Origin of the sequence: Streptomyces sp. NRRL B-24085 (assembly GCF_001282115.1) — a bacterium.
Taxonomy (GTDB): domain Bacteria; phylum Actinomycetota; class Actinomycetes; order Streptomycetales; family Streptomycetaceae; genus Streptomyces.
Genome location: NZ_LJBR01000143.1, coordinates 1 through 12,812 on the forward strand (window position 1 = coordinate 1; position 12,812 = coordinate 12,812).

13 protein-coding genes are annotated in these 12,812 nt (G+C 72.5%); 8 read left to right on the forward strand and 5 right to left on the reverse strand.

Going from position 1 to position 12,812, the window contains the following annotated elements; genetic code table 11:
• Positions 1 to 14: 14 nt before the first annotated feature.
• A complete protein-coding gene (locus AOJ26_RS17540; protein WP_063790286.1) occupies positions 15 to 2,027 on the forward strand; it encodes a HelD family protein in 2,013 nt (670 codons plus the stop codon).
• Between the two features lie 72 nt (positions 2,028 to 2,099).
• On the opposite strand, the gene AOJ26_RS17545 is transcribed toward AOJ26_RS17540, so the two are convergent.
• A complete protein-coding gene (locus AOJ26_RS17545) occupies positions 2,100 to 2,942 on the reverse strand; it encodes a nitroreductase/quinone reductase family protein (protein ID WP_053849249.1) in 843 nt (280 codons plus the stop codon).
• A 193-nt stretch (positions 2,943 to 3,135) separates the two neighbouring features.
• Between AOJ26_RS17545 and AOJ26_RS44390 the strand changes: the two genes are divergently transcribed.
• The 3 genes from AOJ26_RS44390 to AOJ26_RS17555 are packed head-to-tail and all read left to right on the forward strand — an operon-like array spanning position 3,136 to position 4,616.
• On the forward strand, positions 3,136 to 3,303 hold the full coding sequence (locus AOJ26_RS44390; RefSeq protein ID WP_234358584.1) for a hypothetical protein: 168 nt from the start codon (positions 3,136 to 3,138) through the stop codon (positions 3,301 to 3,303).
• 2 nt (positions 3,304 to 3,305) lie between these two features.
• Complete coding sequence (locus AOJ26_RS17550) at positions 3,306 to 3,839, forward strand: HAD domain-containing protein (protein WP_053849250.1); 534 nt, start codon at positions 3,306 to 3,308, stop codon at positions 3,837 to 3,839.
• A gap of 51 nt (positions 3,840 to 3,890) precedes the next feature.
• Positions 3,891 to 4,616, forward strand: coding sequence for a class I SAM-dependent methyltransferase (locus AOJ26_RS17555; RefSeq protein ID WP_053849251.1), 726 nt, complete (start codon positions 3,891 to 3,893; stop codon positions 4,614 to 4,616).
• 13 nt (positions 4,617 to 4,629) lie between these two features.
• On the opposite strand, the gene AOJ26_RS17560 is transcribed toward AOJ26_RS17555, so the two are convergent.
• Together AOJ26_RS17560 and AOJ26_RS17565 are read right to left on the reverse strand one after the other, a co-directional pair.
• A complete protein-coding gene (locus tag AOJ26_RS17560) occupies positions 4,630 to 6,384 on the reverse strand; it encodes an ankyrin repeat domain-containing protein (protein ID WP_053849252.1) in 1,755 nt (584 codons plus the stop codon).
• Positions 6,385 to 6,424: 40 nt separating this feature from the next.
• Complete coding sequence (locus tag AOJ26_RS17565; RefSeq protein ID WP_053849253.1) at positions 6,425 to 7,165, reverse strand: VOC family protein; 741 nt, start codon at positions 7,163 to 7,165, stop codon at positions 6,425 to 6,427.
• A gap of 89 nt (positions 7,166 to 7,254) precedes the next feature.
• Here AOJ26_RS17565 and AOJ26_RS17570 point away from each other — a divergent pair, with 89 nt between their 5' ends.
• The 4 genes from AOJ26_RS17570 to AOJ26_RS17585 all read left to right on the forward strand — a co-directional run bounded on the left by AOJ26_RS17570 (position 7,255) and on the right by AOJ26_RS17585 (position 10,213).
• Entirely contained in the window at positions 7,255 to 8,295 is a 1,041-nt protein-coding gene (locus AOJ26_RS17570; RefSeq protein ID WP_053849254.1) for a hypothetical protein, read from the forward strand.
• Positions 8,296 to 8,392: 97 nt separating this feature from the next.
• Positions 8,393 to 8,983, forward strand: a complete 591-nt coding sequence (locus AOJ26_RS17575) for a helix-turn-helix domain-containing protein (protein WP_053849255.1) — start codon at positions 8,393 to 8,395, stop codon at positions 8,981 to 8,983.
• A gap of 69 nt (positions 8,984 to 9,052) precedes the next feature.
• Positions 9,053 to 9,730 (forward strand): hypothetical protein, encoded by a 678-nt coding sequence (locus tag AOJ26_RS17580; RefSeq protein WP_053849256.1) that lies wholly within the window; start codon positions 9,053 to 9,055, stop codon positions 9,728 to 9,730.
• A gap of 144 nt (positions 9,731 to 9,874) precedes the next feature.
• Entirely contained in the window at positions 9,875 to 10,213 is a 339-nt protein-coding gene (locus AOJ26_RS17585) for a DUF2516 family protein (RefSeq protein ID WP_030318102.1), read from the forward strand.
• 44 nt (positions 10,214 to 10,257) lie between these two features.
• On the opposite strand, the gene AOJ26_RS17590 is transcribed toward AOJ26_RS17585, so the two are convergent.
• Positions 10,258 to 11,565, reverse strand: coding sequence for a PP2C family protein-serine/threonine phosphatase (locus tag AOJ26_RS17590; RefSeq protein WP_053849257.1), 1,308 nt, complete (start codon positions 11,563 to 11,565; stop codon positions 10,258 to 10,260).
• A 276-nt stretch (positions 11,566 to 11,841) separates the two neighbouring features.
• Positions 11,842 to 12,812 (reverse strand): C40 family peptidase (locus AOJ26_RS17595; protein ID WP_053849258.1); only part of this gene is annotated, 971 nt, incomplete at its 5' end.

The window sequence follows — 12,812 nt, forward strand, 5'->3', positions numbered from 1 at the left end:
CCTCCCGTCCCGCCCTGAACGAGTCCCTCCACCGCGAGCGCGTCCACCACGACCGCTGCCGTGCCGCCCTCGCCGCCATGGTGGACGGGGCGCAGGAGCAGGTCGTCGTCGGGGAGGACGTCTCCGCCTCCGGGGCCGACGCCGAAGTCCTCGGGTACCGGCTGCGCAGTCAGGCCAAGGAGATGCGGGAGCTGCCCGAAGGTCCGTTGTTCTTCGGGAAGCTGGAGTTCGACCAGGGCGAGCACGCCGGGCAGGCGTATCACCTGGGCCGGCTGCGGATCACCGAGCATCCCGCCGCCCCGCCGCTCGTCGTCGACTGGCGTGCGCCCGTCTCCCGCGCCTTCTACCAGGCGAGCCCGCGCGATCCGCGGGGAGTCGCCGTGCGGCGGCGGTTCGGTTGGGCGCCGGGGAGCAAGGGGGACTCCGCGGACCTGACCGGGCTGGAGGACGAGCACCTCAGGGACGGGGGCCCGGCGCAGGTCAGCGACATCGTCGCCCGGGAGATCGAACGGCCCCGCGTCGGACCCATGCGGGACATCGCCGCGACCATCCAGCCCGAGCAGGACGATCTCGTACGCGGCGACCTCGCCGTCTCCGTGTGCGTCCAGGGCGCGCCCGGGACCGGGAAGACCGCCGTCGGGCTGCACCGGGCCGCCTACCTGCTCTACACCCATCCGCAGCGCATGCGGCGCGGTGGGCTCCTCGTCCTGGGGCCCAACCGGACCTTCCTCTCCTACATCTCCCAGGTGCTGCCCGCGCTCGGCGAGAGCGGCGTACGGCAGTCCACGCTCCAGGACGAGATCGCCCGTCATCCGGTCACGGCCGTCGACGCCCGTGCCGCCGCCGTCCTCAAGCACGACCCCCGCATGGCGGAGGTGCTGCGCCGGGCGCTGTACGCCCGTGTGTCGACCGCGCAGGCTGACCCCCTGGAGATCAAGGACGGTTCGTACCGCTGGCGGGTCGGTGCCGGCGAACTCGCGCGGATCGTGGCGGACGTACGGCAGGAGGAACCGCCGTACGGGGTCGGGCGTGAGCGGGTGCGCGGGCGGGTGGTGCGGAGCGTGCAGTTGCAGGCCGAGCGGCGGGCCGGGCCGCAGAACGCCGCCTGGGTGCAACGGGTCTCCCGGTCACGGGCGATGGGGGCCTTCCTCGACGCCGTGTGGCCCAGGGTGCGGCCCGAGGAGGTCGTGGCCGGACTGCTGGCCGGGAGCGAGGAGTTGGCCGTCGCCGCCGACGGGATCCTCGACGCCGAGGAGCAGAAGGACCTGCTGTGGGCCGAGCCGCCGCGGTCGTGGAAGTCGGCGCGGTGGTCGGCGGCCGACCAGGTGCTGCTCGACGAGGTCGCCGGGCTGGTGGAGCATCCCGAGGGGTACGGCCATCTCGTCGTCGACGAGGCTCAGGACCTGTCCCCGATGGAGTGCCGGGCGATCGGCCGCCGGGCCCGTTTCGGCTCGGTGACCGTGCTCGGTGACCTGGCGCAGGGGACCACGCCCTGGGCGGCCCGCTCGTGGCCCACCGTCCTGCGGCACCTCGGCAAGCCGGACGCGGCCGTCGTACCGCTGACCACCGGGTTCCGGGTGCCGCAGGCCGTCGTCGCCCTCGCCAACCGGCTCCTCGCGCGGCTGGACGTGGAGGTGCCGGAAGGGCGATCGCTGCGGGGGGACGGCGAGCTGGCGGTGCGGCCCACCTCCCCGGACGGCCTGCCGGGCGCGGTCGTGGACGCCGTACGGGAGTCGCTCGCGTACGAGGGGTCCGTGGGGGTCGTCGCGGCCGACGCCGAAGTGGCACGCGTGCGCCACGCCCTCGACGCGGCCGGGATCGCCTGCGCCGGGCCGGACGAACTGGGTGCGCGGGTGAGCGTGGTGCCGGCGGGTGTGGTCAAGGGCCTTGAGTACGACCATGTCGTGGCCGTCGAGCCGGCCGCGATCGCGGAGGCGGAGGAACGGGGGCTGCACCGGCTGTACGTCGTGCTGACCCGGGCGGTGTCGCGGCTGGTGGTGGTGCACGGGCGGCCGTTGCCCTTCTAGGGCGTGCCGTCGGGGGCCGGTGGTGGCGGCCGCCCGAGGGTGTCCCCAGGTGGCGGCCGCCCCGCCGGTTGCTCAGGCCCCGCCCAGCAGCGGGATCAACTGCGCCTCCTCGTACGTCAGATGGGCTTCCAGTTCGGTGGTGAGGCGGTCGACCTCCCTGCGGACGGTGTCGAGGTCCGGATCGGAGAGGGTCTTCCTGAGCTCGGCGACCAGCGTGGCGATGTGTTCGTGTTCGGCGCGCAGCCGGTCAAGGGCGGGGGCCGCTTCCGGGTGGCGGTCGGCCAGGAAGGGGAACATCGCCATGTCCTCGCCGGTGTGGTGGTTGTGCAGGCCCTGGCAGAAGGTCAGGCAGTTGACGCGGAGTTGGGCGCCGAGGGTGGTGGTGCCTGCCGTCAATTCCTTGCGGATCAACGCCAGTTCGCGGCGGAACGCGTCGTGGACGAGCTTGATGGCCTCCGCGGGGGAGGAGGCGTTGATGTTCGGGGGGCCCGGGCGGGCGATCTCGTGCAGGGCGATCACCGGCAGGACCCGGTCGGTCTTCTCCTGGTACACGGCCCAGCCGCGGTCCGACTCCACGGCCCGTGCGAAGGCCCGGTCCCGTTCCTCGCCCGTCAGGACGACCGCCTTCGCCTCGTACGTGAACACCCCGCTCTCCACCGTGACCTGAGGGTGCGCGAGCAGGTTGCGGTACCAGTCGGGGTGGCGCGGCGAGCCGCCCGCCGAGGCGATCACGAGGATGCGGTCGCCGCCGTCGGGGAGGTAGCCGACGGGTGTGGTGTGCGGGGTGCCGGTGCGGGCGCCGGTGGTCGTGAGGAGGATCAGGCGGCCGCCCTCGAAGGGGCCGCCGACCCGGCCGTGGTTGGCGCGGAACTCTTCGATGATCCGCTGGTTGAAGTCCTGTACGGGGTGGGGCACTCTCTCTTCTTTCTCTCGCTGGTCTTCATGGAGGCGAAGGCGGAGAGAAAGGGGCGGGCTCCTGGCCCTCCCGCGCACTCGACTGAGTGCGAGCGGGGGGACGCCCAGCGGCCTCATCCAGAGGCCGGGCACCCAACTCGCTCACGGCACGCGGCCGACCCGGCAGTCATACCCGCACGGTAACGTCCGGGGCGTGACGGAGACCAGCGAGTTTGCGGACGTTCCCACGACCGCCCCGGCCGATCCGCCCGGTCGTGAGCGGGCCATGGACATCGGGATCCGGCCGCTGCGGGGCCCGGCGCCGGCCGGCTCGGTGGCTGGTACCGACGAACTCCTCGTGGAAGGCGGGGCCGCGGGCTGAGCGTGCTTCTCTTCCTCGACGTCGACGGGACCTTGCTGCCGTTCGGGGCGGCGGGGCCGTATCCGCTGTACGAACCGGCCTTTCCGCGGCCGGATGCCGTCACCGGCCGGCCGTCACCCGAGGCCGGCGCTTCGGCCGATCACCCGCTGCTGCCCCGCGTGGACCCCGCGCTCGGAGCGCGGCTGACCTCGCTCGGCTGTGAACTGGTGTGGGCCACGACCTGGGGCGAGGACGCCGACATCGTTCTCGCGCCCTGGCTCGGGCTGCCCCGGCTGCCGCGCGTGGACTGGCCGGACGTGGAGGGTGAGGACGACGAGGAGCGGACCGGCCTGCACTGGAAGACCCGTCCGCTCGTCGCCTGGGCCGCCGGACGGCCGTTCGTCTGGGTCGACGACGAGATCACCGACGCCGACCGGGCCTGGGTGGCCGCCCAGCACCCCGAACGGGCTCTTCTGCATCGGGTCGAGCAGCAAGTAGGGCTCAGTGAACGGGACTTCGCGGTGATCGAGGAGTGGCTGGTGGGAGGAGGACGGTGACCGGGCGATATCGAGTGGTCGGCCGGGGCCCACTGGCCTACGGTCGCCCGCATGGCTGACGAAGGGTTCACCCATCCGCGGCTCGCCGCGATCTACGACGCGCTCGATCCCGATCGCCGTGACCTCGACGCGTACGTCCGCATGGCGGAGGAGTTCGGGGCCCGGCGGGTGCTGGACGTCGGCTGTGGGACAGGGGTGTTCGCGCTGCTGCTGGCCGGGCGGGGCATCGAGGTCGTCGGCGTCGATCCCGCCCTGGCCTCGCTCGACGTGGCCCGCGGGAAGCCGGGGAGCGAGCGGGTGCGCTGGATCCACGGGGACGCGTCCGAACTGCCCCCGTTGCGCGTGGACTTGGTGACCATGACGGCCAACGTCGCCCAGCAGATCGTAGGAGCGGAGGCCTGGCGGGGGACCCTGCGGGGCGTGTACGCGGCGCTGCGGCCGGGTGGGCGGCTGGTGTTCGAGACGCGGGACCCCGCACGGCGGGCCTGGGAGGAGTGGAACCGGGAGGCGTCGTACTCGGTGACCGACGTGCCCGGTGCCGGGGCGGTGGAGAGCTGGGTCGAGGTCACCGCGGTGGAGGGGCAGTTGGTGACCTTCCGGTGGACCTATGTGTTCGCGTCGGACGGGCGGGTGCTGACCTCGGACTCGACGCTGCGGTTCCGGGAGCGGGCGCAGGTCGAGGCCGAACTGGGCGCGCGGGGGTTCGTGGTGGAGGACGTACGGGACGCACCGGACCGCCCCGGCAGGGAACTGGTCTTCGTGGCCCGGCGCGGCTAGAGGTCTCCGGCGGTCAGCGTTGCAGTCGGGTCGGCAGGGGCACCCAGCGGCGGGGGACCTGGCCGTCGACCACGTCCCGTCCGTCGGTGATCCGCAGGCCGGCCGCGGCGCAGCAGTAGGCGAGGACGTCGGCGCCGTAGGGGAAGTCGTGCCCGCGCTGCCAGAACCGGAAGGTCCAGTAGGCGGACGGGTCCGAGGCGTGCGGTCCGATGCCGATCTCGTCGGACGCGACGATCTCGCCGTCACGGGCCAGGGTGCCGAAGGTGCCGCCCTTGGGGTTGAAGTAGACCCCGTAGGCGGTGGTGCCCGCGGATATCGCGCGCAGTACGGCGTCGTCGCTCGGCATGAAGCCGGCCTGGGTGATCACACAGCCGCCGGGGGTGCCGTCGACGCCCCGGACGCCCACATGACGCAGGGACTCGTCGCAGTCGGACGGGTCGAAGGGCCCGTGGTCGGGGTCGGTCTTCGGACAGTGGGCGGGATCGGCACCGAGCCGCCGCAGCAACTCGTCCTCCCCGAGACCCCGTACGAAGCAGACGCCGAGGCCCTCGGTCCAAATCGGCTCGGTGCCGAAGGCGGCGATGAGCGCGTCGGCCGCCTGCTGTGCGGCCACCTCCTCGGGCGGCAACTCCACCGCGCCCGGCAGGTGCCGGACCAGCGGTGCGAGGGGCGTGGTCAGCAGCAGCCGGCCCGGTGACCAGGGCCCGGCCTGCGGTGTCCACACGTCCGCCCCGGCGTCGATCAGTGCGCGCACCGTGGCCTCGTCCATGCTGTGCACGGCGTGCCAGAGCGGGGTGTGGTCCTCGTCGTCGCGCACGTCGACGTCCGCGACGTGCGGCAGGAGCGCGGCCACCGCTTCCGCCGAGCCCTGTTCCGCCGTGAGGTGCAGCGGGGTGGCGCCCTGCCATCCCACGCGGGCGTCGGGCGGGGCGCCTGCCGCCAACCGGGCCCTGACGAGGGCGGCGTCGCCCCATTCGCCGTAGCCCATGCGTTGCCAGTCGGCCCGGGGTACGTAGCGCTGCCGGGCTTCCTCCGCACGCCGCAGAGCTTCGCGCTGACGTCGGTCGAGGGGCGGCGCGAGGAAGGCCGGCGGTCCGCTGACCTCCATCATCGCGAACGAACCCGACGGCCCCTCCTGGTCCGGTGGCTGGAGGCCGGGCCAGACCTCGACCGCGCTGCCCGCGGCGGCCCGGAGCGCGTCCGCGTCGACCGGGGTCCGGGTCTCGGGCACGCCCTCGTCCGGCCACTCGACCACCAACTGTGCCTGGCCGGGCGGGGGAAGCTCCGGCAGATACAGGTCGACGTCCGTCTTGAACAGGGACCTGTGGGAGTGGTGCAGGCCGGGATCCAGCGGGATCAGCCCGATCGCCTGCTCGGTCGCCGCCTCCCGCACCTCTCCCTCTGCTCCGGTGTAGGGGATCCTCCGCGTCACCGTGCCGTCCAGCGAGGTCACCCGCCGGCCGTCGGAGAACAGCAGCCCCACCCGCAGCCCGGACTGCCGCCGCGGATCCCCGCCCTGCCGGCGGACCCTGCGGAACACCGACAGATGCAGGGTGACCGACTCCGGCCACACGGACCACCCCGTCACCAGGATCCGCGTCTCGGCCCCCGCCCCGACCACTTCGAGCTGTGGCAGCAGCGCGGGCGCCCAGCGGTCGACGGGCGGCGCGTACCGTCCCTCGTCCTCCCCCGGCGGCCGTAACCGCAGCAACACGTCCTGCTCGACGGCCGGTTCCTCCACCAGCACCAGATCATCGAAGAACCCCATGCGCCGAGCGTCGCACACGGCACTGACAACGCCCCGTGCGTCAGGAACGGGCGAGGACGCAGAACTCGTGGCCCTCCGGGTCCGACAGGCACGTCCACGGGACGTCGCCCTGTCCGAGGTCGAGGTCGGTGGCGCCGAGGGCGTGCAGCCGCGCGACCTCCGCGGCCTTGTCGTCACCCGGGGACGGCAGCAGGTCCAGATGGACGCGGTCCGGCACGGTCTTCACGCCGGGCGTGCGGAGGAACTCCAGATACGGGCCGCCCCCCTCGGCGGATCGCAGCACCGCGTGGTCGTCGGTCACCTCGTGCAGGGTCCAGTCGATCGCCGCACCCCAGAACCGGGCCGTCTCCCGCGGATCCACGCAGTCCACGACCACGGCGGCGATCGGCCCGGTGTCCCGGTAGACCTCCCGGGGCTCCAGCACACAGAACTCGTTGCCCTCCGGATCGGCGAGGACCGTCCACGGCACGTCACCCTGGCCCACGTCGACGCGTGTGGCCCCGCGCGCCTCCAGCCGTGCGACCAACTCCGCCTGATGGGCCGGGGAGGTGGTGGCGAGATCGAGGTGCACACGGTTCTTCGTCGCCGACTTGGGCTCCGGTACGGGCACGACGTCGATCCCGAGGCCGACCGGGTCCGGCCACACGAGACCGCCCGCGGGGCCGACGTAGGTGGTGACACCGGGATGGTAGGCACTCCACCCGAGCGCCTCCGCCCAGAACCGCCCGACCGCGGCCGCGTCGACGGCCTTGATATTCACCTGCACGGGTCGCAGCACCATGGCGGGAATCCTATGCAGCCGTCCTGCCGGGGTCGGCGGCCCGGCTGCGGGTGCCGGAGGATTCGCGGCTCGCCATAGACTCCCGCGCCATGGAGGAGATCTTCGAACTCGGTGAGATCCGTTGCCCGTCGGGGACCATGGTCGTCATCGACGGCGGTCATCTGGGCCTGTGGAGCGGAGAGCGGTCGCCGGCGGAGATCGACCCCGCGCTCCTCGGAATCGAGGACGCGGCCCTGGCCGACGACGTCCGCGCTTCGGTCGACTTCGTCGTGGTCGGCCCGGACGCGTCGGCAGCGGCCCGGAGCTTCGACCGGCAGCCGGGCGTGATGCTCCATGACATCCCTGCGTCCGGGGCGGCCGAGCTCGGGGCCCGGTTCGAAGAACACTGTCTGGCCGCCGGCCTGGACGCCCGCCTGGAAGCGCTGCCCGGTCGTGAGCCGCATGCTCGACGAGTACGCCGGACCGCCGCCGAAGGCGGCGGCGGTTTTCTGATGTTCGGGGTGCCCGTCGTCGTGGTGGGCGGCGTGCCGCGCGACCGTCCTCTTCCGGTGCTGGCCTCGCGGGTCGACTTCGGCGACGGGGTGGGGCCGCGCTGGGCGGAGGTGGCGGTGCGGATGGGCGACGCGCCCGTGGAGTCGTCCGTAGAACTCGGTGTCGTCGGAGTCGACTGGGCCCGGGTGCTCTTCGGGGATGCCGACGCCCTCGACGCCTGGCAGCACGAGGAACCGGTGGACGGCTTGGCCGACGTGGCGTTCTGGGGCGCGTCCGCGGACGCGGCCGCCGCCACGTTCGCGGCACCTGAGCTGGGCGAACCCGGTGAGGAAGGCGTCCGCGGCTGGCGCGGGCTGACCGTGCCCGAGGCCGTGGAGAAGGCCCGCGCTCTGCTGCGGTGGAAGGAGGAGAACGGCGGCCGCATGGTCGTGGACTTCCGGCCGCATTCCCACCACTGGGAGGTGATGCGCCAGGTCCGCGCCTCCGAAGCGGAGGCCGGCACGGTGGACATCGGTGACGCCCGGCTTCTCTGCGCGATGACGAGTTGGGGCGACGGGTACTTCCCGGTGTACGCCGACCTCGGTCCGTCCGGCGCCGTTCTCGCTGTGCGGGTGAGGTTCGCCGACCTGCCCGGGTAGTCCCGGGGGACCGTGGCGACGCGGACGGGGAGTGGCATGGCGCACTATTGCAAGCGGGTGCTTGCAATAGTTAGCGGGAGTGGTGCACAGTGGAGGCATGGCATCGCTCAACGTCGGCAATCTCGGTGAGTACCTGCGTGACCAGCGCCGCAGTGCGCAGCTCTCGCTCAGGCAGCTCGCCGATGCCGCCGGGGTGTCGAATCCGTATCTGAGCCAGATCGAGCGCGGGCTGCGCAAGCCGAGCGCGGAGGTCCTCCAGCAGGTCGCCAAGGCCCTGCGGATCTCCGCCGAGACGCTGTACGTGCGGGCCGGCATCCTCGACGCCGAGCGCGACCGGGACGACGTGGAGACACGTGCGGTCATACTCGCCGACCCCACGCTCAACGAGCGGCAGAAGCAGGTGCTGCTCCAGATCTACGAGTCCTTCCGCAAGGAGAACGGCTTCGAGATCGCCCCGCCGGACGCGGCCCCCGCGCCGGGCGACGGACAGAGCGACCGGTCGGGCGACCGTACGGCGGACACCGGGGGCGACCTCCGGGACACCGACGTCCCGGCCGGGGGCGACCCGGACGGTGAGACCGCCGTACGGCAGGCGCGCCGGCCCCGTACCACCCGCAAGCCCCGCAGCACCCGTACGTCCCCCAAGACCGACGGCGACGACGCCGACCCGCAGCAGACGGCCGGATGAGCCGTCGCGCCGACAGGCGGCGCGGGACCCAAAACCCTCATCAGCAAGCGACCCGGGAGGACCATCACCATGGCCATCACCGACGACATCCGCAAGGCCGTCAAGGACCCGACCCCGCTCTACTTCCTCGCCGGCGCCGGTGACCTGGCCTTCCAGGAGGCCAAGAAGGTGCCCGGTCTGGTGGAGCAGCTGCGCGCCGAGGCGCCGGCCCGGATCGAGGCCGTGCGCGGCACCGACCCCAAGGCGGTCCAGGAGAAGGCCCAGGCCCGTGCCAAGGAGGCCGGCGCCAGGGTCAAGGAGACGCAGGTCACCCTGCAGAGCAAGGTCGGCGAGTTCATCAGCAGCCTCGACGGTGACCTGAAGAAGCTCGGCAGCACGATCGACGCGGACCTGAAGAAGCTCGGCGAGTCCGCCCAGGACCTCGCCCTGCGCGGTGTCGGCGTCGCCGCCGAGTACGCCGTCAAGGCCCGTGAGACCTACGAGAAGGTCGCCGAGCACGGCGAGCAGGCCGTCAGGACCTGGCGTGGCGAGGCCGCCGAGGAGATCGAGGAACTGGCGATCGCCGTCGAGCCGAACGCCGAGCCGGGCGAGATCAAGACGCCGGCCACCACGACCCCGGTCGCGAAGCCGGCCGCGGCCGCCACGCCCGCCACCCCGGCCGCCTCGGCGAAGAAGACGGCTCCCGCCGCCAAGAAGGCCACGCCGCGCAAGACCACCACGGCGAAGAAGATGCCGCCCGCCAAGTAAGGCACCGCGGAACAGGTCACGACACCGGGCCGGGCACTTACCGAGTGCCCGGCCCGTTCTCCGGGTAGCGACCTTGCGGGAACGGGTACGGTGACCGCGTAATCGCGAAATGACGAGCCGAGTCGGGTGGTGGACGTTGTGCTGATGCAGGGGTTCGCAGGCTTCATGTGGCTGCTGAGCATGGCCCTGATCGTTTTCAGCGGATTCGCGCTGTTCGACGCCGCCATCCGCCGTGAGGACGCCTACCGCGCGGCCGACAAGAAGACCAAGCCCTTCTGGCTGATCATCCTCGGACTCGCCTTCGTGGTGAACCTGATCTTCAACATCCTGTCGTTCCTGCCGATCATCGGCCTCATCGCGACGATCGTCTACATGGTCGATGTACGCCCCGCGATCCGCGCCCTTCCCGGCGGCGGCCGCAGCGGCCGGGGCCGGGGTTCGAGCAGTGACGGCCCCTACGGCCCGTACAACGGCGGCCGCTAGAGCCGTACCCCGCGGCCGGCCACGGCACGGCCCGCGACGGCGGTCTACCGCTGACCCTCCCGGTCGAGCAGCAGGACCGCCACGTCGTCCGCCAGCTCGCCGCCGTTGAGCGACCGCACCTCGTTCACCGCGGCCCGCAGCAGCGCCTCGCCGCGCAGCCCCTCGGAGAGCTGGCGGCGGATCATGGACACCATCCCGTCCTGTCCCAGCCGCTCCCCGCCCTCCCCGACGCGCCCCTCGATCAGCCCGTCGGTGTAGAGCATCAGGCTCCACTCGGCCCCCAGCTCCACCTGCATCCGGGGCCAGCGGGCCCCCGGCAGCATCCCGAGCGCGGGGCCGTTGTTGTCGTACGGCAGCAGTTGTGCGGGCCGTCCCGGCCGGGCCACCAGCGGCGACGGGTGCCCGGCGAGGCACAGCCCCGCCCGGCGGCCGTCCGGCGCGATGTCCACCGTGCACAGGGTCGCGAAGATCTCGTCGTCCGACCGCTCGTGCTCCAGCACCTCCTGGAGCGTGCCGAGCAGCTCGTCCCCGCACAGCCCCGCCAGGGTCAGCGCGCGCCAGGCGATGCGCAGCTCCACGCCGAGTGCCGCCTCGTCGGGGCCGTGCCCGCAGACGTCCCCGATCATCGCGTGCACGGTCCCGTCGGGAGTCCGTACGACGTCGTAGAAGTCACCGCCGAGCAGTGCCCGCGACCTGCCGGGCCGGTACCGCGCGGCGAACCGCAGGGAGGAGCCCTCCAGCAGCGGCGTGGGCAGCAGGCCGCGCTCCAGGCGCCGGTTCTCCTGCGCCCGTACCCGTCCCTCGGCGAGCCTGCGCTCCGCCGTGTCGGAACGTTTCCGCTCCACCGCGTACCGGATCGCCCGGCTCAGCAGCCGGCTGTCCAGCTCGTCCCGGAAGAGGTAGTCCTGGGCGCCGACCCGCACCGCCTCGGCGCCGCGCTCGGCGTCGCCGGACGCGGTGAGGGCGAGGACGGCGTGCCGGGGCGCGAGCTCCAGGACATGGCGGAGCACGGCGAGCTCGTCGTCGTCCGCGGTACGGCCGGGCGCGGGCAGCGCGAGGTCGAGCAGGATGCAGTGCACGTCATCCGTGAGCAGCCGCTCCGCCTCGGTGAGGTTGCGGGCGGTGCGGACGCGGATGGGCCTGCCGGCCGAGTCCAGGAGCTCGGGGACGACCGGGGACCCGCCGGGATCGTCCTCGATCACCAGCAGGCTCAGTTGGGTGGCGGCGTTGTTGTCGACCGTGGCTTCCTTGCGCGGGGCTTCTTCCTTGGAGGGGTCGTCCTGGGGTGCGGCCGGCGCCTGACCACTCTCCACGGCCGGGATCGCTCGCTGCCGCGGTATGGGTACGGGCATCGTCTTGGATTCCTTCCCTCCCCCCGAGGGCTGGTGGGGCGAGGGACCTCGATCCACCGACGGGGACCATAGCGGGTGCCGGGCCGGTAAAGGAATGGCGTGAGACACGCCCCTTGACCGGTGGCCACTGTCATATGCCGCGTTATCCACCGCAGTTGGACAGGTGACGGGTAGTGCGGGAATGACGAACGTCACGTCGACGGCAGGTTTGCGGAGGCGTCAGGCGTGCCTCGCGTCACATGACCCAGGTCTCACCGGGTCGTCCGGCGGCGACGCTCAGGCGTCCGGCCGTACGACTCCGAGGATCGGCATCGAACCCGCGCCGGCGATCGTCACCGTGCGCCCGGGGCGCGGCGCGTGCACGATCGCGCCGTCGCCGAGGTACATCGCCACGTGGCTGGCGTCGTCGAAGTAGATGATGAGGTCGCCGGGCCGCATGTCCTTGATGTCGACGTGCTCGAGCTGCTTCCACTGCTCCTGCGAGGTGCGCGGAATGGGCTTGCCGGCGCTCGCCCAGGCCTGTGAGGTCAGTCCGGAGCAGTCGTACGAGTCCGGGCCCTCGGCGCCCCATTCGTACGGTTTGCCGATCTGCGCCGTCGCGTAGGCGACCGCGGTCTTCCCGGCCTCGCTGGCCTTGCCGCTGATGTCCTTGAGGACGCCGGAGTCCAGCCAGGCGGTCTGCGCCTGGTGGGCGGCCTGTTCCTCCAGTTCGGCGAGGCGCTCCTTCTCCTTGGCCTCCAGCCGGGACTCGAGCTTCTCGGCCGCCGCGATCTGCCGCTCGACCTTCTTCTTGGCCGCCGCCTTCGCCTTGCGGTTGGCCTCCAGCCTGGTCCACTGGGCGGAGGCGTCGTCGGCGTACTGCTTCAAGTCCTGCTGGGTCCGGGTCAGTTCGGCGATGAGCGCCTTGGTGGCGCGCTGGCCCTGGAGGACGCGGCCGGTGGCGTCCAGGAACTGCTGCGGGTCGTCGCTCAGCATCAGCCTGGCCTCGTCCGGCAGGCCGTTGGAGCGGTACTGGGCGGCGGCCGCGGCGCCCGCGCGGGCCTTCAGTTCCGCCAGCTTCTCCTGAGCCTTGACGATCTTCTGGGCCAGCGCGACGATCTGCGCCGACTGCTGCTCGGCCTTCTCCTCGGCGGCGTTGTAGGCGTCGGTGGCGACGGCCGCGTCGTGGTAGAGCGCGTCGAGCTGTCTGCGTACGGCCTCGATGTCCTTGTTTGTCACGGCCGTCGACGGTGAGGCGGTGGGGGAGG